Annotated in this window: 26 protein-coding genes, 1 tRNA gene and 1 pseudogene; 15 read left to right on the top strand and 13 right to left on the bottom strand. The window is 69.9% G+C overall.

Features of this window, described 5'->3' with window-relative positions:
• Nucleotides 1–19 precede the first annotated feature (19 nt).
• A complete protein-coding gene (locus IEZ27_RS40930) occupies nt 20–751 on the top strand; it encodes an MFS transporter (RefSeq protein ID WP_189652170.1) in 732 nt (243 codons plus the stop codon).
• Between the two features lie 74 nt (nt 752–825).
• On the opposite strand, the gene IEZ27_RS40925 is transcribed toward IEZ27_RS40930, so the two are convergent.
• Nucleotides 826–1,320 carry a hypothetical protein gene (locus tag IEZ27_RS40925; protein WP_189652169.1) on the bottom strand — a complete coding sequence of 165 codons (495 nt, stop codon included), beginning with the start codon at nt 1,318–1,320 and terminating at the stop codon, nt 826–828.
• Between the two features lie 200 nt (nt 1,321–1,520).
• Between IEZ27_RS40925 and IEZ27_RS40920 the strand changes: the two genes are divergently transcribed.
• Nucleotides 1,521–2,837, top strand: a complete 1,317-nt coding sequence (locus IEZ27_RS40920; protein ID WP_189652168.1) for an erythromycin esterase family protein — start codon at nt 1,521–1,523, stop codon at nt 2,835–2,837.
• 157 nt (nt 2,838–2,994) lie between these two features.
• On the opposite strand, the gene IEZ27_RS40915 is transcribed toward IEZ27_RS40920, so the two are convergent.
• On the bottom strand, nt 2,995–4,185 hold the full coding sequence (locus IEZ27_RS40915) for an epoxide hydrolase family protein (RefSeq protein ID WP_308427341.1): 1,191 nt from the start codon (nt 4,183–4,185) through the stop codon (nt 2,995–2,997).
• A 62-nt stretch (nt 4,186–4,247) separates the two neighbouring features.
• On the opposite strand from IEZ27_RS40915, the gene IEZ27_RS40910 reads away from it, so the two are divergent.
• A complete protein-coding gene (locus IEZ27_RS40910) occupies nt 4,248–5,261 on the top strand; it encodes a helix-turn-helix transcriptional regulator (RefSeq protein ID WP_189652167.1) in 1,014 nt (337 codons plus the stop codon).
• 33 nt (nt 5,262–5,294) lie between these two features.
• On the opposite strand, the gene IEZ27_RS40905 is transcribed toward IEZ27_RS40910, so the two are convergent.
• Nucleotides 5,295–5,846, bottom strand: a complete 552-nt coding sequence (locus IEZ27_RS40905; protein ID WP_189652166.1) for a TetR/AcrR family transcriptional regulator C-terminal domain-containing protein — start codon at nt 5,844–5,846, stop codon at nt 5,295–5,297.
• A gap of 89 nt (nt 5,847–5,935) precedes the next feature.
• On the opposite strand from IEZ27_RS40905, the gene IEZ27_RS40900 reads away from it, so the two are divergent.
• Together IEZ27_RS40900 and IEZ27_RS40895 are read left to right on the top strand one after the other, a co-directional pair.
• Nucleotides 5,936–7,087, top strand: coding sequence for an FAD-dependent oxidoreductase (locus IEZ27_RS40900; protein ID WP_189652165.1), 1,152 nt, complete (start codon nt 5,936–5,938; stop codon nt 7,085–7,087).
• Nucleotides 7,084–7,944 (top strand): alpha/beta fold hydrolase, encoded by an 861-nt coding sequence (locus IEZ27_RS40895; RefSeq protein WP_189652164.1) that lies wholly within the window; start codon nt 7,084–7,086, stop codon nt 7,942–7,944. The genes IEZ27_RS40900 and IEZ27_RS40895 overlap by 4 nt, the downstream gene beginning before the upstream one ends.
• A 13-nt stretch (nt 7,945–7,957) precedes the next feature.
• Here the strand turns inward: IEZ27_RS40895 and IEZ27_RS40890 are convergent, their stop codons facing one another.
• From IEZ27_RS40890 to IEZ27_RS40880, 3 genes are all read right to left on the bottom strand, one after another.
• Nucleotides 7,958–8,614, bottom strand: coding sequence for a TetR/AcrR family transcriptional regulator (locus IEZ27_RS40890; RefSeq protein ID WP_229824792.1), 657 nt, complete (start codon nt 8,612–8,614; stop codon nt 7,958–7,960).
• A 4-nt stretch (nt 8,615–8,618) separates the two neighbouring features.
• The gene (locus tag IEZ27_RS40885; protein ID WP_189652163.1) at nt 8,619–9,896 is read right to left on the bottom strand and encodes an MFS transporter; all 1,278 of its coding nucleotides are present in this window, start codon (nt 9,894–9,896) and stop codon (nt 8,619–8,621) included.
• A 74-nt stretch (nt 9,897–9,970) separates the two neighbouring features.
• Nucleotides 9,971–10,771: an alpha/beta hydrolase family protein gene (locus IEZ27_RS40880; protein WP_189652162.1), complete on the bottom strand. Its 801-nt coding sequence runs from the start codon at nt 10,769–10,771 to the stop codon at nt 9,971–9,973.
• 113 nt (nt 10,772–10,884) lie between these two features.
• On the opposite strand from IEZ27_RS40880, the gene IEZ27_RS40875 reads away from it, so the two are divergent.
• Nucleotides 10,885–12,006, top strand: a complete 1,122-nt coding sequence (locus IEZ27_RS40875) for a PucR family transcriptional regulator (RefSeq protein ID WP_189652161.1) — start codon at nt 10,885–10,887, stop codon at nt 12,004–12,006.
• Here IEZ27_RS40875 and IEZ27_RS40870 read toward each other — a convergent pair.
• Entirely contained in the window at nt 11,978–13,372 is a 1,395-nt protein-coding gene (locus IEZ27_RS40870; protein WP_189652160.1) for a carboxylesterase/lipase family protein, read from the bottom strand. The genes IEZ27_RS40875 and IEZ27_RS40870 overlap by 29 nt on opposite strands.
• A gap of 199 nt (nt 13,373–13,571) precedes the next feature.
• Here IEZ27_RS40870 and IEZ27_RS40865 point away from each other — a divergent pair, with 199 nt between their 5' ends.
• Both IEZ27_RS40865 and IEZ27_RS40860 read left to right on the top strand, forming a co-directional pair.
• Nucleotides 13,572–14,297, top strand: a complete 726-nt coding sequence (locus IEZ27_RS40865; protein ID WP_189652159.1) for an MBL fold metallo-hydrolase — start codon at nt 13,572–13,574, stop codon at nt 14,295–14,297.
• A 301-nt stretch (nt 14,298–14,598) separates the two neighbouring features.
• Nucleotides 14,599–15,015 carry an SgcJ/EcaC family oxidoreductase gene (locus IEZ27_RS40860; protein ID WP_189652158.1) on the top strand — a complete coding sequence of 139 codons (417 nt, stop codon included), beginning with the start codon at nt 14,599–14,601 and terminating at the stop codon, nt 15,013–15,015.
• Between the two features lie 650 nt (nt 15,016–15,665).
• Here the strand turns inward: IEZ27_RS40860 and IEZ27_RS40855 are convergent.
• The gene (locus IEZ27_RS40855) at nt 15,666–16,043 is read right to left on the bottom strand and encodes a VOC family protein (RefSeq protein WP_189652157.1); all 378 of its coding nucleotides are present in this window, start codon (nt 16,041–16,043) and stop codon (nt 15,666–15,668) included.
• A gap of 103 nt (nt 16,044–16,146) precedes the next feature.
• Between IEZ27_RS40855 and IEZ27_RS40850 the strand changes: the two genes are divergently transcribed.
• Entirely contained in the window at nt 16,147–16,476 is a 330-nt protein-coding gene (locus tag IEZ27_RS40850) for an ArsR/SmtB family transcription factor (RefSeq protein WP_189652156.1), read from the top strand.
• Here the strand turns inward: IEZ27_RS40850 and IEZ27_RS40845 are convergent.
• The 3 genes and pseudogenes from IEZ27_RS40845 to IEZ27_RS40840 form a co-directional block, all read right to left on the bottom strand.
• Nucleotides 16,470–16,973 (bottom strand): hypothetical protein, encoded by a 504-nt coding sequence (locus tag IEZ27_RS40845; RefSeq protein ID WP_189652155.1) that lies wholly within the window; start codon nt 16,971–16,973, stop codon nt 16,470–16,472. The genes IEZ27_RS40850 and IEZ27_RS40845 overlap by 7 nt on opposite strands.
• Before the next feature lie 432 nt (nt 16,974–17,405).
• Nucleotides 17,406–17,696: pseudogene (locus IEZ27_RS55670) on the bottom strand (hypothetical protein); the annotation flags it as partial.
• Between the two features lie 86 nt (nt 17,697–17,782).
• Nucleotides 17,783–18,529, bottom strand: a complete 747-nt coding sequence (locus tag IEZ27_RS40840; protein ID WP_229824791.1) for an aminotransferase class I/II-fold pyridoxal phosphate-dependent enzyme — start codon at nt 18,527–18,529, stop codon at nt 17,783–17,785.
• A gap of 52 nt (nt 18,530–18,581) precedes the next feature.
• On the opposite strand from IEZ27_RS40840, the gene IEZ27_RS40835 reads away from it, so the two are divergent.
• From IEZ27_RS40835 to IEZ27_RS40815, 5 genes are all read left to right on the top strand, one after another.
• A complete protein-coding gene (locus IEZ27_RS40835) occupies nt 18,582–18,968 on the top strand; it encodes a carboxymuconolactone decarboxylase family protein (RefSeq protein ID WP_229824790.1) in 387 nt (128 codons plus the stop codon).
• A gap of 153 nt (nt 18,969–19,121) precedes the next feature.
• Nucleotides 19,122–19,688 carry a MauE/DoxX family redox-associated membrane protein gene (locus tag IEZ27_RS40830; RefSeq protein ID WP_189652154.1) on the top strand — a complete coding sequence of 189 codons (567 nt, stop codon included), beginning with the start codon at nt 19,122–19,124 and terminating at the stop codon, nt 19,686–19,688.
• A complete protein-coding gene (locus IEZ27_RS40825; RefSeq protein ID WP_125645798.1) occupies nt 19,685–20,239 on the top strand; it encodes a hypothetical protein in 555 nt (184 codons plus the stop codon). The genes IEZ27_RS40830 and IEZ27_RS40825 overlap by 4 nt, the downstream gene beginning before the upstream one ends.
• 96 nt (nt 20,240–20,335) lie before the next feature.
• Nucleotides 20,336–20,638 (top strand): hypothetical protein, encoded by a 303-nt coding sequence (locus IEZ27_RS40820; RefSeq protein WP_189652153.1) that lies wholly within the window; start codon nt 20,336–20,338, stop codon nt 20,636–20,638.
• Nucleotides 20,639–20,844: 206 nt separating this feature from the next.
• On the top strand, nt 20,845–21,405 hold the full coding sequence (locus IEZ27_RS40815) for a hypothetical protein (RefSeq protein ID WP_189652152.1): 561 nt from the start codon (nt 20,845–20,847) through the stop codon (nt 21,403–21,405).
• 38 nt (nt 21,406–21,443) lie between these two features.
• Here IEZ27_RS40815 and IEZ27_RS40810 read toward each other — a convergent pair whose 3' ends face one another.
• Nucleotides 21,444–22,028 (bottom strand): hypothetical protein, encoded by a 585-nt coding sequence (locus tag IEZ27_RS40810; RefSeq protein ID WP_189652151.1) that lies wholly within the window; start codon nt 22,026–22,028, stop codon nt 21,444–21,446.
• A 39-nt stretch (nt 22,029–22,067) separates the two neighbouring features.
• A complete protein-coding gene (gene selD, locus IEZ27_RS40805) occupies nt 22,068–23,063 on the bottom strand; it encodes a selenide, water dikinase SelD (protein ID WP_268246117.1) in 996 nt (331 codons plus the stop codon).
• A gap of 170 nt (nt 23,064–23,233) precedes the next feature.
• Here selD and IEZ27_RS40800 point away from each other — a divergent pair.
• Nucleotides 23,234–23,329: transfer RNA gene (locus IEZ27_RS40800), tRNA-Sec, on the top strand.
• Nucleotides 23,330–23,338 lie beyond the last annotated feature (9 nt).

The following is a 23,338-nucleotide window of genomic DNA, read 5'->3' as shown; positions in this document are numbered from 1 at the left end:
CCTCGACAGCGCGGCTGTGTTGTCCGACGAGCTGGGAAGGCATCGACTCTCCAGCATCTCGGCCGACCTGGAAGCCGGCGGCACCCTCCTCGCCTTCGCCGCAGGTTCGCTGGCCTGCGCGCCGGCGTCGTCCATGCCCGTCCTGATCGCCGCGAGGGCCGTCCAGGGCGTCGGCGGGGGCGGACTGGTGGTCACCGCGATCAGCGCCCTGGCGCAGATGTTCACCCGCGAGGAACTGGTGAGACGCCAGGGTCACCTCACCGGCGTCGCGCTGTTCGGTACGTTCGCCTTCATCCCGCTGGCCATCAAGGAGGGGACCGGCGCCGGCAGCGACGAAACGGGGCTGCTTCTGCTGGCGCTGACCACCGGCCAACTGGCGGCCACCACCATGTTCTCCGTCCTGGCCCGACCTGATCGGCGCCACCATGGGCGCGCTCACCTTCGCCCGGCAGCTCGGCGGCTCGATCGGTGCCGCCGCGTTCGGCCGGCTCCTGCTCACCGCGTCGGGGACACGAACCGGCGTGATCGTCGCGCTCGCGTCCGCCGCGATCTGCCTGGCCGCCGCCCTGGCCACCGCGCCCCGCGCCAAGGACGACATCCGGGGGACACCGGCTCCAGGCGTTCGACGTGTGCTCACTTCGCCGAGAACGGCAACCTCGCGTCGGGGCACGAGTGGCCCGACGGACGCGTCTACGTGACCGTCATCAAGATCGACTGGGTCAACGCCTGGACGGCGCCGTGCAACGGGTAGCCCGCGTTCGCCGTTGATCCGGCGGAACCGGTCCCCCCGGCCCACCTTGAACCGCGAGTGGGCCGGGGGATCGGTTACGACAGGTGGGCGTAGATGGTGTAGTCCGCGCCGGAGTACGTGCCGCGGAAGGTCAGCTCCTGGTAGGGGTCCGTGCCGACGGTGAAGGTCTCGCTGAGGATGATGTCGTTGGGGGAGGTGATGTCATCCTCCACGATCTTGATGGTCCAGGTGTCGCCGGGCACGAAGATGATGGGGAGCGTCCCCTGCTGGCCCACCGACTTGTTGTTGTAACCGTTGGGGCAGCCGCGTACGAGGTTGATGTACCAGCAGTCGCGGGCGTTGACGTTCATCCAGTCGCGGTCGTCCGGCCAGATGCGTCCCTCCTTGCCCACCGGGCCGATGAGCGTGATCGCGACCTCGTCGTTGCCGCTCTCGTTCTGGTCGTCGACGATCATCAGTTCGAGGGTGAGCCGTAAGCTGTCGCTCGCCGAGGCGGGCAGCGGGGTGAGCGCGGTCAGCGACAACACAAGGGCTGCGAACGTCGCCGTCAGGCGGGTGAGTGATCTCATGGCGGCGACGGTAGGCGGGGCGTCTTGGATGCCGGTTGACTCTCACTGCAACGACGTCGCGGGTCGTGGTAGGGGTGGCCCCACCTGTTCCGGTCAGTACGCACGCCTATGAATACGCAGGTCAGCGGCATCGTGTGGGGCTATGGGCCCGTCGTACGGTTCTTGGCGTCAAGCAGGAGCGACACCGAGGAGCACGTGACATGACCGTTGGCCGGAAGCTTGCCGCCCTCGCGGCGGGCCTGACCATCGTGCCCGTCCTGGCCCAGGCGGCCTTCGCGGCCGAGCCCGCCGAGCCCGTGCGCGCATTGGAGGCGGCGGCGTACGAACTGCGCTCGACCGAGCCGGGCGCGAAGGACGGCGACCTGGCGGCCTTCGGGCGGATGGTCGGCGATGCCCAGGTGGTCGGCATGGGGGAGGCGACCCACGGGTCGCACGAGTTCTTCACGGTGAAGGAACGGGTCTTCCGCCATCTCGTGGAGAAGAAGGGTTTCACCACGTTCGCCCTGGAGGCCAGCTGGTCGGGAGGGGTGCGGCTCGACGAGTACCTGCGGACGGGCAAGGGCGACCTGCGAGCCATCGCCAAGGAGGAGCTCCGGGCTTCGCCGTGGGAGCGCGAGGAACTCGTCGGGATGCTGGAGTGGATGCGCGAGCACAACCGCCGCGACCCTGGCCGCCCGCTGCACGTCATGGGCGACGACATAGGCGCGCCGAAGGTCGGTGAGGAGGTCTTCGCCCGCGTCGCGCAGTTCGTACGCAGCGCCCACCCCGACTCCACCGCCCCCTTGGCCGCGCTGTACGAGGGGTTGCGCCCGCTCGACGACATCTTCGCCTACCTCGACCGGCCGCTCGACGAACGCCGGCAGCTCGCCGGCAAGGCCCAGCAGGCGCTCGACCTGCTCGTCAGCCTGGGAGGGCCGCGGGCGTCCGCCGCGTACGACAGCGCCGTCCAGGACGCCCGGTTCATCGCCCAGACCGCCAAGTTCGCCGGCTACGACCTGGCCGGAAAGTCCTGGCTGAGCGTCGTGCAGCGCTACCGCGACCAGGTCATGGCCGACAACACCGTCTGGTGGCTGCGACATCACGGCGGCAAGATCCTCATGTCCGCGCAGAACACCCACGCCGGGTACGCCGCCGGAGATCCGGCGCTCTACCCGAAGACGCAGGGTGCCTACCTGCGCGACATCCTGGGCAAGAAGTACGTCGCCGTCGGTTTCACCTTCGACCGCGGATCGTTCCTGTCGAAGGACGCCGCGATCGGCGGCGACTGGAAGCAGTTCACCGCCGGTCCCTCCGAGCCCGGCAGCAACGAGCACACCCTCGACCGGGTCCGCTACGACGACTTCTACCTCGACATGCGTACCGCGCCCGCCGCGGCGCGCGACTGGCTCGCGGTGGCTCGCCCGACCCGCAACATCGGCACGCAGTACCCCTATCCGCTGCTCGACACCGCCCTGTCCCGCGCCTTCGACGTGCTGGTCCACCTGCACGAGGTGCGTACGGCGAAGGTGCTCGAGTAGCGCACGAGGGAGGAACGGTTCACCGTGCGTCGTCCCGGGGGCGAGGAAGGCGCACAACCGTTCAGCCTCGGCCGACAGCACGTCGCGGTCCTCCCGGCTCAGCCTGGTGAACGGCTGGACGCGCAGTGATCACTACCGCGCCGGCTCGGCACCTCGGTCACTTCAGCGGTCCGAAGAAGGCTCGCAGGTCCGCGGCGAGCTGGGCCGGGGCCTCCATCGCCGGGAAGTGCTTGCCGCGCTCGAACTCGCTCCAGTGCGCGTCGGCCGGCGCGGGGACCAGCTTTCGTACGGTCTCGTCCGCACCGAAGACCGCGAACCCCTGCGGTACGGCCGACGGCGCGCCCCAGTCCGAGGAGTGCGCCTGCTCGTACAGGGTGTGCGCGGCGGAGGCGCCGGAGCCGGTGAACCAGTACAGGCTGACCGTGGTGAGCAGCTGGTCGCGGTCGATCGGCAGGTCGGTCCAGTCGTGGAACTTCTCGGCGATCCAGGCGAGCTGCAGCAGCGGTGAGTCGGTCAGGCCGTAGCCGATGGTCTGCGGGCGGCTGTTCTGGATCGCCAGGTACCCGGAACCTTCCCTGGTGAACGCGTCCATCCGGTCCAGGATCAGCTTGTCGACCGGATCGTCCTCGTTCAGCCGGTCCGCGGTTCCGGGCATGAAGGTGGCGACGTTCGCGGCGGTCAGCGGATCGGTCACCACGTGCATGCCGATGACGTGCTCGCCGTCGAGTCCGGCGACCATGCCGGACACGCCGGCGCCGACGTCGCCGCCGTGCACGCCGTACCGCTCGTAGCCGAGCCGGCGCATCAGCTCGGCCCAGGCGCGTGCGGTGCGGCCCATCGCCCAGCCCGTCCCGCCCAGCGGGGTCGAGAAGGCGTACCCGGGCAGGGACGGGGCGACGACGTGGAAGGCCTGCCCCTCCGCCGGGTCGACCAGCGGCTCGATCAGGTGCATGAACTCGGCGACGGAGCTGGGGAAGCCGTGGCTGATCAGCAGCGGTTTGGCGTCGGGCCGGTCGGACCTGACGTGCAGGAAGTGCACGCGCTGGCCGTCGATCTCGGTGGTGAACTGCGGGAAGCGGTTGAGCCGTGCCTCTTGGGCGCGCCAGTCGTACCGCGTGCGCCAGTACTCGGTGAGTTCCTTCAGGTAGGCGAGCGGTATGCCGCGTGTCCACTCCGTACCGGGCAGTTCGCCGGGCCAGCGGGCGTTGGCGAGCCGGTCGTGCAGGTAATCGACGTCGGCCTGAGGGATCTCGACGCGGAAGGACTGGATGCCGTCGTTGATGGCGCTTCTCCTTGTCACCAGGGCCGGTACGGCCCGGGGGCCTTCGCTGGGCGCTCTTGCGCTCACGTGGAGAAGACTAGGAACAATAACGGAAAGGTCCGTTCCTAGATTGTCGGCAGGATCGAAGAATGTTGGAGACCTCGGCGCGCCTGCTGCGCCTGCTGTCCCTGTTGCAGGCTCAACGCGACTGGACCAGTACCGAGCTCGCCACCCGGCTCGGTGTCACCACTCGCACCATTCGTAATGACATCGGCCGGTTGCGCGGGCTGGGCTATCCGGTCGACGCGCGGCCCGGCGTGGCCGGCGGCTACCGGCTCGGGACGGGCGGTGCCCTACCGCCGCTGCTGCTGGACGACGAGGAGGCGGTTGCGGTCGCGGTCGGTCTGCGTACCGCGGCGAACGGCTCGGTCGCGGGCATCGAGGAGACCTCGGTGCGCGCGCTGGCGAAGTTGCAGCAGGTGCTTCCTTCGCGGCTGCGCCGCCAGGTCAGCGCCCTCCAGTCGTACGCGCTGCCGATGCCGTCGCGTGGCCCGCAGGTGGATCCGGACGTGCTGACCGTGATCGCGAGCGCGTGCCGGGACCACGAACGGCTCCGGTTCGACTATCGGGCGTTTTCCGGCGCGGACAGCCGGCGTTCGGTCGAGCCGTACCGGCTGGTCAACGACCGGCGGCGCTGGTACCTGGTGGCCTGGGACCTGGACCGGGACGCCTGGCGTACGTTCCGGGTCGACCGGATCGAGCCGCGGACGCCGACGGGGCCGCGTTTCACACCCCGTGCGCTGCCGCCCGACCCGGAGATCGCGGCGCAGGTGGAACGCGGAGTCGGCGAGGCGACCTGGCGCTACCGGGCCCGGGTGATCGTGCACGCGCCCGCCGCGTACGTGCGGGGCCGGTTGCCGATCGCCATGGAGGTGGAGTCGCTGGGGGAAGACCGGTGCGCGTTCGAGCCGGGCTCGGACCATCCCGAGATGCTCGCCCTCTACCTGGGGCTGCTGGACGCGGACTTCACGATCGTGGACTCGCCCGAACTGGTCGACGCGCTGCACAACCTGACGAAGCGCTACCAGCGCGCGATCGACGCCAGCCGGCAGAACCAGCACCAGCCTCCGTCGGAACCGGAAGCGGAAGCGGAACCGAGTTGATCTTGTTCGCCTCCCGGACCGATCGACGGCCCGTCACGGCGCAAGGGTTCCTCCTACGCCCAAGATGATCAGATCGAGCCCGGCGTGGAAGGCGCGGTCCCGCTCTTCCCTGGGCCAGCCGCCGGTTCCGGTCTTACGGTTCTGTTCCTCGATCGTGTAGCCGTTGACGTAGGCCAGGGCGGTGTCCACGGCGACGGTGGCGAGCTCGGCGGGGATCCCCGCGGCGACCAGGGCGACGATGAGCCGCTCGAACGTGCGCACGGCCTCGTCGCCCGGGTGCTGGAAACCTGAGATCAGGCGGGCGCCGTCGCGGTGGGCCAGCATGGTCTCGCGCATGCCGGACGCCACACCGCGCAACAACTCGTCCCAAGGGACCTCGGCGGGCGGTACGACGTCGTCCGCCGGGCCGACCAGGTGCGCGACCATGGCGTCCAGCAGGGCCTGCTTGCTGGGGTAGTGCCGGTACAGCGCACTCGCCCGCACCCCGAGCCGGCTCGCCAGCAGCCGCATGGTGAGCGCGTCGAGGCCCACCTCGTCGAGCAGTTCGATCGCCGCCCGCAGCACCTCGGTACGCCGCTGCCCCATCGTGTCCTCCTGGAATCCGGCTTGACAGCCCTGCCCGAGCTACGTGAACAATGTACACGTGAACGTTGTTCACCTGCGAACGGAGGATCATGATGACACGTGTCCTGGTGATCGGGGCGGGGCTCGGCGGGCTGACCCTCGCGCATGCCCTCGTACGAGCCGGCCTCGACGTCGCCGTGTACGAGGCCGACGACGGCACCGGCGAGCGGGCCCAGGGCTACCGGATCGGACTCGCGCCACCGGCATTGGAAGCCTTACGGACCGGCCTGCCGTCTCGGCTCTACGAACTGGCCGAAGCCACCAGCGGCAGCCTGACCGGGCCGGGACTGCTGTTCGACGAGCGGCTCACGCTGCTCAGCAGCGACCTGCCGGGACCGGAGGAGGCCAGGGCGTTCGACCGGCAGGTCCTGCGGCAGATCCTGCTCGGCGACCTGGACGGCCGGGTCGCCTTCGGCAAACGGCTGACGAGCTGCACGGAAGCCGCGGACGGGACCGTCATCGCGTTCTTCTCCGACGGCACGCAGGCCACGGGCGACGTGCTGGTCGGAGCCGACGGCGGGAACTCGGCGGTACGGCGCCGGCTGGTGCCCGAGGTCGAGCTCGTCGACGCCGGCCTGTGCGGGGCGATGGGCCGCACCCCCGCCACCGACCGTTTCCTGGCGCTCGTGCCAGGTCGCGGCACGATGGTCAAGGGACCGGGGATCACGCTGATGCTGGGACGCATGCAGTTCGGCAGGGAGCCTTCGGAAGCCGCCGCCGAACTCGTACCCGGCCTGCCCATGCCCCGCAGGGAAAGTTACGTGCGGTGGGTGCTGCTCCTCCCGCCGGACCATCCGGCGACCGTCACGCCGGGCCGGGAGGACGCCCGCGAACCGGTGCTGGAGCTCATCGACGGCTGGCATCCCGACCTGCGGGACCTGGTGCGCGGCGCCGACATGAGCGCCATGGGCCGCTCCAAGGTCTTCGACCGGCCGATGCCGCCGTGGCCGGTGGGCCGTATCACGCTGCTCGGTGACGCCGCGCACCTGACACCGGCCAGCGGCGGCAACGGCGCCACCACCGCGATGCGGGACGCGGTACAGCTGAGCGCGCGGCTGGCCGAGGTCGATCAGGGGCGGCGGGACCTGCTCTCGGCTCTGGCCGAATACCAGCACGACCTGCTGGAACGCGGGAACGCGGCAGTGGAGGCCGGCAGGCGGGCGGTGCCCAGATTCGTCCCGGCCGGGGGTGACGCACGATGAGGAATGAGCCGCGCACCCCACACGAACAGGTTCTTTCCGCCGACGGAACCACGATCGGCTACCGCCGCCGTGGCCGCGGACCCGGGCTGATCCTCGTCCACGGCGGGATGCAGGCGTCGCAGCACTTCACCAAGCTCGCCGCCGCCCTGTCGACGGACTTCACCGTCTATGTGCCCGACCGGCGCGGACGCGGGCTGAGCGGCCCCCACGGCGCCGACTTCGGCGTCATGCGGGAGGTCGAAGACGTACAGGCGCTCGTCACGGCGACCGGCGCGTCGCAGATCTTCGGTCTGAGCACCGGCGCGCTCGTCGTCCTGCGTACGGCCCTGAGCACGCCCACCCTTGACCGGATCGCCCTGTACGAGCCCCCACTGTCGATCGACGGCTCGGCGCCGATGGACTGGGTCCCGCGCTACGACCACGAGGTGGCCGCGGGAAAGAGCGCATCAGCGCTGGTCACCGCACTGAAGGGGCTGGATGCCGAACCGTCGCTGTTCAGCAGGATCCCCCGCTTCGCGCTCGTGCCGCTCCTGGCGATCGGCGCGCGGTTGCAGGGCGACGGGCCCGCCGACGAGGTGCCGGTCAAAGCGCTCATCCCGACGCAGCACTTCGACATGCAGGTGGTCAGGGAGATGGCTGACACGGTCATGGACTACGCGGCGCTCGACGCGCGGGTGCTGCTCCTCGGCGGGACGAAGAGCGCGGACTACCTGCGTCTGGCCCTCCGGAAACTGTCCGAGGCGCTTCCCCACGCACGAAGCGTCGACCTGCCGGGAATCGGGCATTCAGGACCGGAGGACGACGGAGCCCCACTCGTCGTGGCCGAAGCCCTGCGGGAGTTCTTCAAGGGCCGGTGACGATGGGGTGCCGCTAGGAGTTCCCCTTGGTGATGCGCAACGCGAAGTCCGCGTAGGTGTCCGCCACTTCGTTCGGTTCGTACGGCAGGGCGGAGTCGTACCAGTTCGCCACGCGCATCCCCATCCCGCTGATCGCGGTCACCGCGAGAAAGGCGTCGGGCACGTCGAAAACGCCCGCGGCGATGCCCTCGTTGATGGTGTCGATGAGCAGTTGCCGGCCGGCCGCGCGCAGCATGAGCGCGGGGCCGGCCAGCTCGGGGGAGAGGGCGTGCAGTTCGTTGTTGGCCACGACGGCGAGCATGGGGAACTCCGCGTGCGCAAGGACGTGCGCGCGGACCACCCGCCGCAGCCGCGACGCGGGATCCGCCGGGCCGGCGGCGGCCGCCTCGGTCAGCCGCCGGTGGTGCTCCTCGTGACCGATCCGCACCAGCTCGGCCAGGACGTTCTCCTTGGTCGGGTAGTGGGAGTAGAGGGTCGCCGAGCGGATCTCGCAGGCCACCGCGAGGTCGCGGATGGAGGTCCCGTAGAAGCCCCGCTCGGCGAAGAGCTGCAGCGCCTCGCGCAGGATCCGGCCGGAGGTGCCTTCGAGCAGGATGTGCTCGGGCAGCCGGATGTCGGAGGCGGCGATCCTGCGCTGGGTCGCCAGAGCTGCCGATCGATCGTTCGTCACACGCTCATTCTGCCAAGATGTCGGTCCGGCTGGTCTCCTTGAGCGCCAGGGCGCAGACGAGGGAGACCAGCAGGGAGGCGCAGACGTAGGCGGCCACGGCCTGGATGCCGACGGTGGTGAGCAGGGCGGTGGCGATCAGCGGGGCCAGGCCGCCGCCGAGGACCGCGCCGATCTGCCCGGCGACCGAGGCCCCGCTGAAGCGTACGGCGGTGGGGAACTGCTCGGCGATGAAGGTGATCAGCGGCGAGTACATGATGGTCATGAAGCCGAAGGCCAGCGCGTAGCCCAGGTGGATCAGGGCGGTGCTGCCGGTGCCGAGCAGGGCGAAGAACCCGAACGAGAACAGGGCGGACACCGCCGAGCCGGTGACGATCAGCGGACGGCGGCCGAAACGGTCGGAGAGGCGTCCGCACAGAGGTCCGAGGACGATCACCACGACCGAGCCGATGGCGACCGCGATCAGCGGCACCTGGGCGGGCAGCTTGAGCTGGACGGTCAGGTACGAGCCGGCGAAGACGAGCAGCACGTAGAAGATGACGTAGAAGCCGAAGCCGGTGCCCACGCCGAGCAGGACGGTACGGGTGTGGCGGCGGAACACCTCCAGGACGGGCGCCGAGTGCCGGGTCCTGGCCCCGACGAAGGCCGGGCTCTCCGGGGCGGTGGCGCGGACGGCCAGCCCGACGAGCACGAGCACGGCCGAGAGCAGGAACGGGATGCGCCAGCCGTAGGACAGGAAGTCGGCCCTGTCCATGCCGGCGACGGCCATGATGGCGACCGTCGCCAGGAGCAGTCCGGCGGGCCCGGCGGTGGGGACGAAGCTGCCGACGTAGCCGCGGCGGTGGCGGGGTGCGAACTCGGTGGTCATGAGCACCGCGCCGGTGACCTCGCCGCCGTAGGAGAAGCCCTGGACGATCCGCAGGGTGATGAGCAGGACCGGCGCCCAGATGCCGATCGAGTCGTAGGTGGGCAGCAGGCCCATGGCGGTGGTGGCCAGGCCCGCGACCAGCAGGGTCATGACGAGCATGGACTTGCGGCCGATGCGGTCGCCGTAGTGGCCGGCGACGATCGCGCCGACGGGGCGGGCGACGAAGCCGATGGCGAAGCCGGCGAACGCGACCAGGGTGCCGACGGTCGGGTCGGAGCTGGGGAAGAAGAGGGTGTTGAAGACCAGGGCCGTCATGAAGCCGTAGAGGAGGAAGTCGTACTGCTCGATGACGGTGCCCGCGAAGCTGCCGATGGTCACCCGCAGGAGGGCGGGTCCGGGCCGGCTCTCGACGGTCATGGGGGGTTCCTTTCCGAGCGATCGATCGGTAGGCCGAGAGTAGCCGACCGATCGATCGGTAGGAAGACTCCGTTCTACTGCGGTACGAGCCCGTTGCGGCGTACGTCCGACCACGTGCCCCGGTCCACGCAGATGCCGCAGTTCGGGCCGTAGAACACGGCACGCGCCTCGGGGTCGTCCATGAGCTGGAAGCGCCACCAGGCGGTGGTGGGCGCGGCGAACGGCCCGGGGTCGCCGACGACGGTGAAGTGGTCGGCGCCGCGCACCTCGCCGTAGATCGCCGGGATGTGGTCCGCGTCGTCGTAGAAGGCCTTGACCAGCCAGGGCCAGACGATGGAGTCGTACTGACCGGCCATGAGGAAGGCGGGGACGCGGACGGCGTCGATGTCGGCCAGCGGGCCGGGCTGGATCGGCAGGATGCTGTCGATCCGGTCGTCGGCGCCGACGACGATGGCCGCCGCACCGCCCTGGGAATGCCCGGAGGCGCCGATCCGCGTCAGGTCGACCTTGCCGTGGAAGATGCTCGACGGGTCGGCGTCGCGGCGGGCGAGGGCGTCGATCCCGGCGCGCATGGAGATGCCGAGGTTCGACATCGGGGTGTTGGCGGCGGAGACGATGAAGCCGTGGCTGGCCCACTGCAGGAGCAGGTCGCGGTAGACGAGCGGGGCGCCGCCCGTGCCGTTCCCCCAGACGATCACCGGGTGGCGGCGGCCGCTCTGGGCGATGTCGCGCGGGTAGTAGAGGGTGTTGACCGCGCCGATCTCCACGGCGGTCGCGTAGGGGCCGGGTGCGCCCCAGTCTGTGCTTGCGGCCCGGGCGGGGGTCGTGCCCAGGACGAACACGAGAAGCAGGGGGATGAGCAGGCGTCGGAACAAGGCGGCCTCCTGACTGGGGGTTTGAACGAATCCTGAACATGGCGGAGGCCGCCGTCTCTCCGCACTCGGGGCAAGAATTGACGCGCCGGTTTGGGCAATGTGACGATCGCGGGATGTCCGACCTGCACAGCCGGATGCAGCCGAGGGTGCGGGAGCTCACCGCCGCGGTGATCGCCCGGTGCGCCGCCGAAGTGCCGTTCTACCGGGAGCTGCCGCCCGAGACCCTCCACGGCGAGGTGACCCAGTCGGTCTCGGCGGTCCTCACGATCCTGCTGCGGACGCTCGGCCGTCCCGGCGCCATGGGCCAGGCCGACCTGACCCGCATCATCGAGTGGTCGGCGCGCCGGGCCGAGGACCGGCTGCCGCTGGAGGCGGCGGTGACCGCCTACCTCATCGGCGCGGAGGTCTGGTGGCAGGCGCTGACCGAGGTGGCCACGCCGGACGAACTGGCCGCCGCGGGCAGGGGCATGCTCGACTGCCTGCGTACGGCGATGCCCGCCGTCGCCCTGGCGCACCAGCAGGCGCAGGAGGACATCAGAAGCGAGGACAAACGGGTACGACGCGCGCTGATCAGCGCCTTGCTGAGCGGTCACCCGTACGAGAGCCTGGCCGAGGCGGCGGGGGCCGAGGTGGGCCAGGCGCACGAGGTGCTGCTCCTCGACCTGGGACAGCCCGCGCCGCCGGTCCGGCTCGTGCAGTCCGCGCTGGACGCCCACACAGGGACGCTGGTGCTGATGGATCACGTCGACGGAGTCGCGCTGCTGCCCGGCGGCTGCAGTCTGGACTCGCTCGCGGGCAGGCTCGCCAAGGCGGTGGGACGGCCCGTGCTGGCCGCCGCGGCCTCCGCCGCCGCGCCCGCGGCGATCCCGGAGGCGGCGGGGGAGGCCCGCGAGGTGCTGGCGCTGGTACGCAGGCTCGCCCGGCCGCCCGGCCTCTACCGCCTGGACGACGTGCTGCTCGAACACCAGCTCGCCCGTCCCGGCGCGGGGCTGGTACGGCTGGCCGCCAAGCTCGCCCCGCTCGACGGCCACCCGCACCTGCTGGAGACGCTGCGGGCCTTCGTCCACCGCGGGCACAACCGCCGCCAGACCGCGCTCGACCTGCACATCCACCGCAACACGCTGGACTACCGGCTGCAGCGGGTGAGCCTGCTGACCGGGCTGGACCTCGCGGCGCCCGAGCAGGCGCGGCTGCTGGCGGCGGCGGTCACCGCGCGCGATCTAGCCAGACCCTGAGCTCCTCGTCCCGCGGCGCGTGCACGACGCCGGAGCCGGGGGAGTCGAAGACCATGACGGGCCGGGAGGAGTCCCACGGCTCCCAGCCCGGATCGCCGGTCGCCGCGAAGGCGATCCAGGCCCGGTGCATGGCGTCGGCCAGCTCCTGCGGGGCCTCGTCGCCGACCATCTCGCGGCAGTGGCGCAGGTTGTCGAAGACGAAGCCGATCTCCAGGCTGTGGCAGGCGCGGAGGTCCATGATCTTCGTCCGCCAGGCGAACTCGTAGACGTGGGCACGGTCCACGCTGTCGGCCAGGCGGTTGACCGGGGCACGCAGGAGCAGGTCGGTGGCCATCTCGCCGAGCAGTTCCCCGGGTGTGGCGCCGGGGCGGGCGGACCGGTAGAGGCGGACGGTCCGTCCCGGGATGCGCAACTTCAGCAGGGCCAGGCGCAGCGTGAGCCGGCTGACCCGGTCCACCGCTCCGCTGGGGACGAACCAGAGGCGGTACTCCTCCCGGTTCGCGCCGATGAGCAGGTCGGCCTCGACCGGACCGGCGTCCGGCTCCGTCACGATGTGGAAGCCGGGCCCGCCGGTGATCGGGTCGGCCTTGCCGATCACCTCGACCTGGGCGTCGAGCAGGCGCTCCCGGTCGACCGCGGCGAACGCCCCGGCCGTGGCCGGCACCCCCAGCCGGGACGCCATCAGCTTCACCGTCCTGGCGGCCTCCTCGCGCGTCACCGTGTGCGGCGGACCGCTCTGCATGATCGCGCGGCGGAACAGGCCCTTGGCACGTGGGCTGGTGAGCAGCGCGCCGATGCTGATCGCGCCCGCCGACTCGCCGAAAACGGTGACGTTGCCGGGGTTGCCGCCGAAGGCCGCGATGTTGTCGCGTACCCACTCCAACGCGGCGATCTGGTCGAGCAGGCCGCGGTTGTCGGGCGCGTCGGGGAAGACGCCGAAGCCCTCGACGCCGAGCCGGTAGTTGATCGAGACCAGGACGACGCCGTCCCTGGCGAAGGCGGATCCGTCGTACAGGGCCATGCTCGACGAGCCGTTGCGCAGGGAGCCGCCGTGGATCCACACCATCACGGGACGCGTGCCGTCGTCCGTGGCCGAGGTCCAGACGTTCAGGTTGAGGCACTCGTCGCCGGGGATCTGCTCTTCGGGGATGAGCCGGTCGAGCGGCGGCGGATAGGGCCGCTTGGGGGCGGTCGGCCCGAACTCCGCCGCGTCACGTACACCTTCCCAGGGCTGTACGGGCGCGGGGGCGCGGAAGCGGTGGGCGCCGAACGGGGGCGCCGCGTAGGGAATGCCCCGGAAGACGTGGATCCCGTTCTGGATTCGGCCGCGCACCTTGCCGTGGCGGGTGGCCGCGATGATGTCCATGAACCGGATCCTACCGATCGATCGGTCGGCGGCCATGGCGACGTGGCGTTGTTCGCGGGCGGCATGCTACCGTCCTCATATCATTCAGCTTCTGAACGATTAGAGATGAGAATCGGCACCCTGGGTGACCTGCGGCGACCACAGCCCTGCCCCTTGCCCGCGGAGCCCTCTCTCCGTCCATGCCTCCGAAGGAAGTCCCATGAAACTCGCACCCCACCTGCACCGCCTCGGTAACGACCTCGTGGCGTGCTACCTCGTCGACACCGCCGAGGGCATCACGCTCGTCGACGCGGGACTGCCCGGCCACTGGCGGGACCTGCGGCGCGAACTCCGCTCACTGGGCAAGTCCGTCGACGACATCCGCGGGCTGGTACTGACCCACGGCGACTCCGACCACCTCGGTTTCGCCGAACGCCTGCGAAGCGCCCACGGCGTACCGGTGTTCGTGCATGCCGCCGACGCCGTCCGTACCCGCACGGGGGAGAAGCCCAAGGTCGCGGTCGGCCCCATGCGTCTCGGCCCGACGCTCGGGTTCTTCGGTTACTCCATCCGCAAGAACGGCCTGCGCACCCGCCACGTCCGCGAGGTGACCGAGATCGGCGACGGCGACGTCCTGGACCTGCCCGGCAGTCCGGTGATCGTGGGCATGCCGGGGCACTCACCGGGGAGCGTGGCGGTGCACGTCCCGCTCGCCGACGCCGTCTTCGTCGGGGACGCCCTGACCACGCGGCACGTCCTCACCGGGCGCGGAGGCCCCCAGCCGGCGCCGTTCACCGACGACCCGGCCGAAGCGCTGTCCTCCCTCGACCGGATCGCCGGACTGTCTGCATCCTGGGTGCTCCCCGGCCACGGCGCACCCTGGCGTACCTCGCCGGCTCAGGTGAGCGAGGCGGTCCGGTCAGGATCGGCCGACACCCGCACCTGAATCCGTCCCCGCTTGCTGATCACCGCCACGCGACCCGTCCCCGGACGTCGTATACGGACGCAGAGGCAGTCCCCGCGCCCTCACCGGCTGTTCAGCCGCAGTGCACGTTGTCGAGCTTGACGCTCGTCCACGACGGCGAGATGCCCTCGACGTCGATTGTGCCATGTGAACGCCTTCGCCTCGTTGGTGATCATTTTCGCTCGGCGGAGCATGGCCCACCGCACCGCCAATCCGCGGCGACCTGCACGTACGATCGGCCTTCTTGACCTCAAGTTCGCTTGAGGTTCTATCGTTCATCGTCATGAGCACAACGAACACCGCCGACCAGACGAGCCGGACCGACATTGAAGCGATCAAGCAGGTCGTGGCCGCGGTTGAGCACTCGCAGAACAACGAACTCCCCGACGAGTTCGTCGCCCTGTTCCGCGCCGACGCGATCTGGACGACCGGCCATGGCAGGCGCCTCTTCGGCCGTGATGCGATCTCGACGTTCACGCACCAGGTGCTTCCCGGAGGCATGCAGGGCGCGACGGTGACGTTCGAGGTCGAACACGTCCTGTTCATCCGTTCCGACGTCGCGGCCGTGAAGGTGGTCCAGACCTACCGGAACCCCGACGGGACGGAAGAGGTGGGTACGCCCCTGTTCGTCATGGCGAAGGAGGACGGGCAGTGGCGCCTGACCGCCTGCCAGAACACCAGCGTGTTCAGCGGCGACTGACCCCACACGACGCCACGCACCTCCGGCGACAGGACGCACGCCAAGTCGCCGTCCCGCACATCAACGACCCCGTCCGGCACGTCCGGCGGGGTCTTCTCGCGGTTGCAGCGGCGGACGCGGCCGACCTGGCGTCATGAGCCAGGTCACACACGGAGGTTGTCACGCCGGCCGCCGCCGTCCCGTCCGCACGTCATCAGAACGCACCTGCGGAAGAATGATCATGGTTGACGTGGCGGAGCGACGCCGGACAAGAATGCGCCGTTGGGTACTGGGCGCCGTCGGCGTCCGGCGGGCGGATCTGGCCGTCAGGCTGTCCGCCAGCCGGTCGGCCGCCCGCAGCCTGGCCGAGGGCATGCTCGTGCACAAGGAACGCGTCACCGACGAACTGCTGACCGAATGGTGGGCTCCGATGACCTTCCCGGACAACGTTCGAGCCACCTACCTGCTGGAACGCCGCTTGGACCGGAGTACGGGCGCAGCGCTTCTCCGACCTGCTGCCGCACGATCAGACGTACGTCCTGGACGGCTGCGGCCACGCACCCCAGCTCGATTGCCCGGACGCGGTCAACCGCCACCTCCAGACATTCTTTGCCCCCGCACCCTGACCCGTTCGGCGAGCCGACCGGACAAGGGCCGCACCCGTGGACGTTCTACTGCGCCGATTGCGCCTGAACCTTGGCGGAGTCGAACTCGACGTACTCGATGACCGCGCCGCCGGGGTGGCGGATCGTCAGGTTGCGTCCGGTGGGAACTTCGTTCGGGCCGTCAAGGGTGTCGCCTCCTTCGCGTTCGACGATGGCGAAGACGTCATCGAGGTTGTCGACGATGACGGTGGCCTGCACGTCGCGGTAGGGCGCCAGCGCCTCAGGGGTGCCTGAGACGAGCAGGTAGTCGCCGATGCTCGCCAGTTCGAGGTCCCGGTAGGGGAAGCGCAGCCCCGGCCGGGCGGCGGTGAGGGCCTCGAAGGTGGGCAGGGCGGTGTCCAGGTCGTCGACATAGATACGGGCATAGGTGGTACGTGTGGCCATGCGCGAGCACTCCTTGATCATTTCCATTTTCTCGAAATATGGAAATGATCCTATGCTGGTCGGATCTGGACATGTCAACTCAGACCGACGTCAGGAGAGTGGGATGCGATCGCCGGCCGAGCCCAAGGCGGCAGACCTGGATCTGGTCGCCGTACTGCACGCGCTCGGCGATCCCGTCCGCCTGGGCCTGGTACGCCTGATGGCCGCGGACGGCGAGGTGTCCTGCAGCCCGCCGCACCTGAACGTCCCGCGTTCCACGCTCTCCAATCACTGGCGCATCCTGCGCGAGTCGGGCATCACCTCGACGCGTGCCGAGGGCAAGGCCCGCTACATGACGCTGCGTCGTGACGACCTGGAGGCCCGCTTTCCAGGCGTGCTGGGGACGATCCTCACGGCCGCCGCACCCGACGCGGCCGTCGGCCAGGGTCAGTGACCGGGAGCCGTCAGGCAACCGCCGTCCTTGATGTAGCTCCCCACCTCCACCTTCGACTCACGCTCGTTGTAGAACCCCGTCACACATCCACCCCGCAGCTCGATCGCGAACACCACGGCGGAGCCGGCGCCTCCCGCCCTGATGATGACGTTGGTCCCCTGTGGGGCGACCGCCCGGACCGCCTTCGCGACGTGGGTCTCGCCGCGCAGTTCCCGTTCGCGCAGGTCGGCGAACTTGCCTCGCAACTCCTTGGCCACCGGCGCGGCCACCTCCGGAGAAAGCGTGGCGCGCTGACGGTACGACTTGTTGTCCGCGTGCTTCTGCTCCCAGGAGGGCATCGTCACGCAAGGGCTGGGCGTCGGCAGCTCAGCGGCTTCTGGGCAGGGCAGCAGGGCCGACGGCGACGGCGACGGCCCGGCTCCCAGCGTCCGCACCACACCGCAGCCGTTCAGGACGACCGACAACAGGACGGCGACAAAGGCGGCCAAGACTTTCATGTCCCAACGGTCGGACACGACGAACCAGAACACAAATCACGTCTACGGTCGAAACGCTTCCCGGATGCGGGTTCGAGGGCGACGCCGTATGGCAGCCGGGCTGGATTCCCCGCCCAGACCTCGAACGAGCCCGGCGCCCTGAGGGGGCCGGGTGGCGCGGCCGATCATACGCATTGACATCCCTCCTGACACTCTCCATCCAACGTGCGAACGGAGACGTTGTCCGAGGTCATCCATCATTCTTGAGAGGTGCGCCAACGAGTTGCCGCAATTCTGGGCCGGCGGGATTCTGTGCCGCGCTCAAGAGGCGCGGGGGCTTTCATTCCATAACCCCTTGTGTCGTGCGAGGGGGCGTGGTGTTCATTGTCGGTGGGGTGTCGTCGATATTGGCGCCGGCGTTCCGCTGGTTCAATACCTGAACTTTCTGGACGGTCATTGCCTGTTTGGTGGAAATGGTCCTCGCGGCGGCTCTTCTGCCCTTGGTCCGACATTTCGACGATGCACGCGCACTCGGGCCGATCGTCGACTGACCAGGCGTGTCAGGGTGACCTCGAAACTGGCCGCGTGACCGCTGGCCGCTGCCTCCGCGCCGTATCCGTCCTCCCAGTCCACTTGACCGTAGCCGGCGCCCACGATGACCTGGTCCTCGTACTCGCCGTCGTCATCCGTCTCCGCCTGGATCACGAACGGGGCCCTGTCCGGCAGGTCCGCGATGGCTGCCCTGAGCTGCCCGGTCTTCCCACCGCGCCGGCCTGTGTGAGAAGTTTTTCGGGGAGGCCGGGTGGCAAGCCCTGCTCACGCTCGACCGGTCAGCGATCGCTCGCCGGCCGTCCAGGCGACCCCGGTGTCAGCAGGACCGCTCGCGCGTCCGTGGCGGGAAGGTGCCCGATCCGGGCGCCGTGGGCGTCCACGGTGAGCGGGACGGTCTCCAGCCCGGCTTCGGTCAGCAGAGAGCGGTGGAAGGCGAGCCCGTAGGCCTCGACGGCGACCGGGCCGCGCAGCACCTGGCACACCAGCCGCAACCCGTGCGCGTAACCCGAGCAGATCACGATGTGCTCCGCCGTGGTGCGTACACCTCTGGTGCGTGCCAGATAGTCCACCAGCGCCTGACGCAACTCGGGCCGGCCGCGGGGGTCGCCGACGCCGAAGGCGTCGCCGGGCGCGGCGGTCAGCGCCCGGCGGGCCGAGGCGGTCCAGGCCGAACGGGGGAAGGCGGCGGCGTCGGGGGAACTGGGCATCAGGTCGTGGACGACCCGCGGGCGGGACGGACGCGCGGGAGCCCGCCGCGGGTCTGGCTCCACAGGCGCGGCGCGGTGCGCGACCTCGGTGCCCGAGCCCTGACGTGCGGTGAGCCGGCCTTCCTCGACGAGCTCGGCGTACGCGGCGGCCACCGTGTTGCGGGCGATGCCCAGGTCCAGGGCGAGGGCGCGGTAGGGCGGCAGCCGGGTGCAAGGGGCCAGTCGTCCCGAGCCGATGGCCTCGCGCACGGCCCGCATCAGCCGTACGCGCGCGCCGCCGCTGCCGGTGAGCTCCAGATGCAGGTCGCTGCCGCTCACGAATTGGCCCAGGAAAGAGTCATGGAAATGCACCATCAAGGTCTTCAAGGCCGTGCTGGCCCTGGACGCCGTGGCCCGCGAAGGGCTGGACCCGGTTCTGGTCGAGTTGGTGCAGATACGGGCCTCGCAGATCAACCGGTGCGCGTACTGCATCGACTACCACACCGGCGACGCCCGCCGGGCGGGTGAGAGCGAGGTGCGCATCTACCAGCTCAGCGCCTGGCAGGAGGCCGGCCTCTACACCGCGAAGGAGCGCGCCGCCCTGGCGCTGACGGAGGCGGTGACCCTGCTGCCCCAAGGAGTCGAGGACGAGGTGTACGACGAGGCCGCGCGGCAGTTCGACGACAAGGAACTGGCCCAGCTCATCGCGCTGATCTTCACGGTCAACGCCTGGAACCGCATGAACGTGACCACGCGCAGGACCCCCGGCACCGAGTAAGCCCGCCGTCTCCCGCTTCCGGGCGGTGGCCGCCTCCGCGCGGCCACGCCGGGCGCCGGTTCCAGGTAACCCGCGAAATCGATCTTGTCAAGAGTTGATCATTTAAGGCCAGTACCATACTTTTCGTTCATCCGACCCTGACGGGAGCGACGGATGAATCTGAATGCGGCTGTTGCGACCGGAGCCGCTGCTCAGGTCGTACTTATCGTGGTTTTCCTGATAGCGACACTGTCAAAGACCATAACCCACCGCGAACTCGGCCGGACCATTTCACAACTCGGTCCGGAGGCTCTGGGAAGGCATGCCGCGATCGCGGTGATCTCCGTCGAGATGCTGGCTGTGATCGGCCTGGCGGTGGCGCCGTCCGCCTTGTGGCCCCGAGTGCTCATCGTGCTGCTGGCGCTGGCGTTCGCCGGGGCCGGGATCCGCGCGCTGAGCCGCGGCGAGAAGATCAAGTGCGGTTGTTTCGGGAACGGCGGCGCGGTGCTCGGCTGGCGCCAGGTGTTGTACCTCCCGCTGTGGTTGGCGCTTGCCGTGCTGGCCGAGGCGAACCCGCCGACCTGGACCGGGCAGGAGGGCCTGCTCGGCCTGGCCGTGGCGCTGCTCGCCATGGTCGCCTGGAAACTGAGGGCCGAACTGCGCCTGTTGCGCCCGCTGCGGGAGGACCGGATGGTGCTTCCCGACCCCACCCAACCCGAAGCGGAGGTGCACGCCGCATGACGACGGTGCTGCTCATCGTGATCTGCCTGCTGGCCGTGGTGCTGTTCGTCCAGATCGGCGCGCAGGTGGAACTCTTCCAGCAGGTCAAACAGATCCGGGCCTACCTCGACATGGAGGACAAGCCCACCCCGGTGGAGCTGGGAACCCTGGAGGGTGCCCCGCCGAGCCGCTTCGGCCTGCCGGCGGCCCTCGACGAGGCCGAGCGGGCCATGGTGCTGTTCCTCTCCAACAAGTGCGAGACCTGCCACAACCTGGCGTCAGCGCTGCGTGGGGGAGCGGTGCCGCCTTCGATGTGGGTCGTGGTCGTCCCGGTGTCCGGGGATGGCAACGAGTTCATCGCCGAGTTCGGGCTGTACAGCGAGCGCGTCATCCTCGACGAGGACGAGAGCATCGTCGGCAGCATCGGACTCGACATCACACCCGCCGCACTCCACGTCACCGAAGGGAAGTTGACACGGGCCCACACGGTGCCGACGGTCAGGCAGATGTACGCGGCCGCCCCTGTTCCCTACAAGCACAACCTGGCCGGCAAGCCCTCCGTACGGCACTGATCCGATTTCACCCCACGGCCAGAGAGGCCAACCATGGATCACCTCCACAAGATGTCGGACGGACCGGATGGGAACCGGCGAGGATTCCTCGGCTGGATGGGCAGGGTCGGTGTCGCGGCGATCGGCGCGGTCGCGGGCGCGACCGTGATGACCAAGCCGGCGGCGGCGGCGAACTGGCGTTGCTGCAACCTCGCCCTCCCCAACAATTTCTGCAGCACCAACAGCAGCGGGCAGTACGTCTGCCCCTCCGGTTACAGCATGAAGGTGTGGCAGTGCTGCAGCGGCTCGGCGCCGTACCAGCGCAAGTACGCCTGTGGTGAGTGCACCAAGGGCGGGGACTGCAGCTCCGGCCCGTTCATCTGCTCGGCCGGCTGGACCGTGAACGCCAACGGCTGCTGACAGCGACCGGGTGGCCGGCCGGGCGTGATGGCCTCGGCCGGCCACTCCGGATGGAGGATGTCGTGTCCTTTGACACCTGGCTGACCTTCGCGCTGGTCCTGCTCATCGCGAGCGCGGGCTTCGCGCAGTTGTTCAGCTTTTGAGGCCTTTCCTTCGTCGGATACCTCCGCCCCCTGGTTCAGGGGAGAGTTCCCGGGGAGAAGCCCATGTACCGGCCGATCCTCATGCTCATGCTCGGTTTCAGCATCTCCGCGCTGACCGCGTACGGGTTGGTGCACCTGCTCGGCTCCGGTCTGTTCGGCGGAGTTTCGGGGACGGGCGCCAAGCTCGCCGCGGCGACGGTGATGCTCGCCTGCCTGGTCATCGACTCCGGCCTGTTCGGGCTGCGTACGCCCATGTGGCGGCGCCAGACTCCGCAGCAGCATTTCTACCGGTTCGGCGCGGCCAGGGGAGCGCTCCTGTGGGGGCTGGACACCGGCCTGGTCCTGACCACGTTCAGGGTCACCTCGCTCACCTGGGCGGCGCTCGGCGTCACCCTGTTCGGGCTGGTGCCGTGGTGGGCGGGACTGGCGTACGCGATCGGCTTCACCTGGCCGGGTTTCGTACTGGTCGCGGTCGTGCCACCGTCGAAGGACCTGGTGGAGATCCCTGAGCCGATGTGGCTGATCGACTGGCTCATGGAGAAGGAGAAGCCGGTCAGGCGGCTGGCGCTGGGCCTGCTCACGGTCACGTTCGCCGGCGTCGTCGCCTCGGCGTTCCTGGGCTGACGCGCCGCCCGCCACTCGCGCGGGCGGCGCGTCACAGGTCAGCAGGCGCCGTTGAAGAAGGAGACCTCACGCCGGACGACAGGCTCGCCCGGCACCCGGAACTCCAGCGGGACGCACCTGGGCTCCTTCACGTAGAAGCCGCCCACGAAAATCGTGTCGTGGTCGGAGCACGCGGTGAAGGACACCGAGTGGTCGGCCTCGGCCGGGGTACGGGCGTTCCTGGACGGCTCGGAGTAGAGCAGGCCCGCGCTGTCGTGGAACTTCGCCGGGATGGACACCGTGATCGTCTTGCCCTTCCTGACCAGCGCGCCGACCTTGAACTTGTGGTCGCTCCCGTACTGCTCGGCCCGGGCCTCGCCCCACGCGAGCAGCCCGGGGATGAGCAGCGGCCCCACCACGAGGTCGTCCGGCGCGGCGGCGCGGCTCGCCGTCTTCTCTCCCGCGAACTCCCCGTTGCGGTTCGCGCAGTTCAGCACCCGCGGATTCTCCAGGCTTCCCGGTCGTCCGGAGGTCTGCGCCGCCGTTCGCGCGTCGGCCTCCCCGGCGGCACAAGCGGTCAAGGACGGCAGCAGCGCCACCAGCGCCGCCCAGATCGATCCCCTGCGTACACCTTTGAAGATCATTATCCAGTTGTACACCTCGTCCCCGGAGGTGGCCAGACGTCAGTGGATCACGACGGCGTGGTCTCCGCGGGGGATCAGCTCACCGATCACCGGGGCCCCCGGAACCTCCCCGGCGACCAGCAGTCCGCCGGAGGTCTGCGCGTCGGCGAGCAGCAGGAGCGTCTCCTCGGCCACCGTCCCGGTGTCGGTGTGCGGGGCCACCCAGTCCAGGTTGCGGCGCGAGCCGCCCGGCACGTAGCCGTCGCGCACGGCCTCACGGGCACCCTCGATGAGCGGAACGGCCGCCGCGTCGATCACCGCGGTGACGCCGGAGGCCCGGGCGAGCTTGTACAGGTGGCCCAGCAGGCCGAAGCCGGTGACGTCGGTGACGCAGCGGATGCCGGCTTCCAGCGCGGCCTGGGCGGCGTCGGCGTTGAGCCGGGTCATGACCTCGATAGCCTGCGGGAACACCTCGCCCGTGGCCTTGTGCCGGTTGTTCAGCGCGCCGGAGCCGATGGGCTTGGTCAGCGAGAGCGGCAGTCCGGGGCGGCCCGCGTCGTTGCGCATCAACCGCGCGGGGTCGGCCAGCCCGGTGACCGCCATGCCGTACATGGGCTCCGGTCCGTTCACGCTGTGCCCGCCCGCCACGTGGCACCCGGCCTGCCGCGCGACGTCCGCGCCGCCCCGCAGCACCTCTCTGGCGATCTCGTACGGCAGGCCGTCCCGGGGCCAGCACAGTACGTTGAGGGCGACGAGCGGCCGGCCGCCCATGGCGTAGACATCCGAGAGCGCGTTGGCGGCGGCGATCCGGCCCCAGTCGTAGGGGTCGTCGACGACCGGCGTGAAGAAGTCCGCGGTGCTCACGATCGCGGTGCCGCCCTCGATCCGGACGACCGCCGCGTCGTCACCGGTCTCGGTGCCGACCAGCAGTTCGCCCAGCGGATCGCCGGGCGGCTCCGAGCCGAAGCCGGCCAGCACGCTCTCCAGTTCGCCCGCCGGGATCTTGCAGGCACAACCGCCGCCCTGCGCGTAGTGCGTCAATCGCTGCATGATCATAATGTACCGATATGTTGATCATGGTGTAAGTCCGGCCGTCCTGACCGGTCCGCGGCGCCTCTTCCCGCGCACCCGTACTCGCCGACCGCCCCGGGCGCCGTCTGCGAGTGAGCGGCTCCGCGTAAGAAGGATCTTCAATTGGGGCGCCGGAGAAGGCTAAGATCATCAATGGAGGCGTCCGGGTGCCTGGTGGCCCTCTCGGTCTTCAAAACCGATGGCGCCGAGCAACTCGGCGCGGCGGGTTCGATTCCCGTCCGCCTCCGCCAGACCTCACC

Origin of the sequence: Nonomuraea spiralis (assembly GCF_014648435.1) — a bacterium.
GTDB classification, from domain to species: Bacteria; Actinomycetota; Actinomycetes; order Streptosporangiales; family Streptosporangiaceae; genus Nonomuraea; species Nonomuraea spiralis.
Note: the sequence above shows the minus strand (reverse complement) of the source record. Positions and strands in the feature narration are given on the sequence as shown.

What these genes read in the sequence shown, in the direction of transcription:
- IEZ27_RS40925 (WP_189652169.1), bottom strand. Translation starts at nt 1,320, where the DNA reads ATGAGATCACTCACCCGCCTGACGGCGACGTTCGCAGCCCTTGTGTTG.
- IEZ27_RS40920 (WP_189652168.1), top strand. Translation starts at nt 1,521, where the DNA reads ATGACCGTTGGCCGGAAGCTTGCCGCCCTCGCGGCGGGCCTGACCATC.
- IEZ27_RS40910 (WP_189652167.1), top strand. Translation starts at nt 4,248, where the DNA reads ATGTTGGAGACCTCGGCGCGCCTGCTGCGCCTGCTGTCCCTGTTGCAG.
- IEZ27_RS40905 (WP_189652166.1), bottom strand. Translation starts at nt 5,846, where the DNA reads ATGGGGCAGCGGCGTACCGAGGTGCTGCGGGCGGCGATCGAACTGCTC.
- IEZ27_RS40900 (WP_189652165.1), top strand. Translation starts at nt 5,936, where the DNA reads ATGATGACACGTGTCCTGGTGATCGGGGCGGGGCTCGGCGGGCTGACC.
- IEZ27_RS40895 (WP_189652164.1), top strand. Translation starts at nt 7,084, where the DNA reads ATGAGGAATGAGCCGCGCACCCCACACGAACAGGTTCTTTCCGCCGAC.
- IEZ27_RS40885 (WP_189652163.1), bottom strand. Translation starts at nt 9,896, where the DNA reads ATGACCGTCGAGAGCCGGCCCGGACCCGCCCTCCTGCGGGTGACCATC.
- IEZ27_RS40875 (WP_189652161.1), top strand. Translation starts at nt 10,885, where the DNA reads ATGTCCGACCTGCACAGCCGGATGCAGCCGAGGGTGCGGGAGCTCACC.
- IEZ27_RS40870 (WP_189652160.1), bottom strand. Translation starts at nt 13,372, where the DNA reads ATGGACATCATCGCGGCCACCCGCCACGGCAAGGTGCGCGGCCGAATC.
- IEZ27_RS40865 (WP_189652159.1), top strand. Translation starts at nt 13,572, where the DNA reads ATGAAACTCGCACCCCACCTGCACCGCCTCGGTAACGACCTCGTGGCG.
- IEZ27_RS40860 (WP_189652158.1), top strand. Translation starts at nt 14,599, where the DNA reads ATGAGCACAACGAACACCGCCGACCAGACGAGCCGGACCGACATTGAA.
- IEZ27_RS40855 (WP_189652157.1), bottom strand. Translation starts at nt 16,043, where the DNA reads ATGGCCACACGTACCACCTATGCCCGTATCTATGTCGACGACCTGGAC.
- IEZ27_RS40850 (WP_189652156.1), top strand. Translation starts at nt 16,147, where the DNA reads ATGCGATCGCCGGCCGAGCCCAAGGCGGCAGACCTGGATCTGGTCGCC.
- IEZ27_RS40845 (WP_189652155.1), bottom strand. Translation starts at nt 16,973, where the DNA reads ATGAAAGTCTTGGCCGCCTTTGTCGCCGTCCTGTTGTCGGTCGTCCTG.
- IEZ27_RS40830 (WP_189652154.1), top strand. Translation starts at nt 19,122, where the DNA reads ATGAATCTGAATGCGGCTGTTGCGACCGGAGCCGCTGCTCAGGTCGTA.
- IEZ27_RS40825 (WP_125645798.1), top strand. Translation starts at nt 19,685, where the DNA reads ATGACGACGGTGCTGCTCATCGTGATCTGCCTGCTGGCCGTGGTGCTG.
- IEZ27_RS40820 (WP_189652153.1), top strand. Translation starts at nt 20,336, where the DNA reads ATGGGCAGGGTCGGTGTCGCGGCGATCGGCGCGGTCGCGGGCGCGACC.
- IEZ27_RS40815 (WP_189652152.1), top strand. Translation starts at nt 20,845, where the DNA reads ATGTACCGGCCGATCCTCATGCTCATGCTCGGTTTCAGCATCTCCGCG.
- IEZ27_RS40810 (WP_189652151.1), bottom strand. Translation starts at nt 22,028, where the DNA reads ATGATCTTCAAAGGTGTACGCAGGGGATCGATCTGGGCGGCGCTGGTG.
- selD (WP_268246117.1), bottom strand. Translation starts at nt 23,063, where the DNA reads ATGATCATGCAGCGATTGACGCACTACGCGCAGGGCGGCGGTTGTGCC.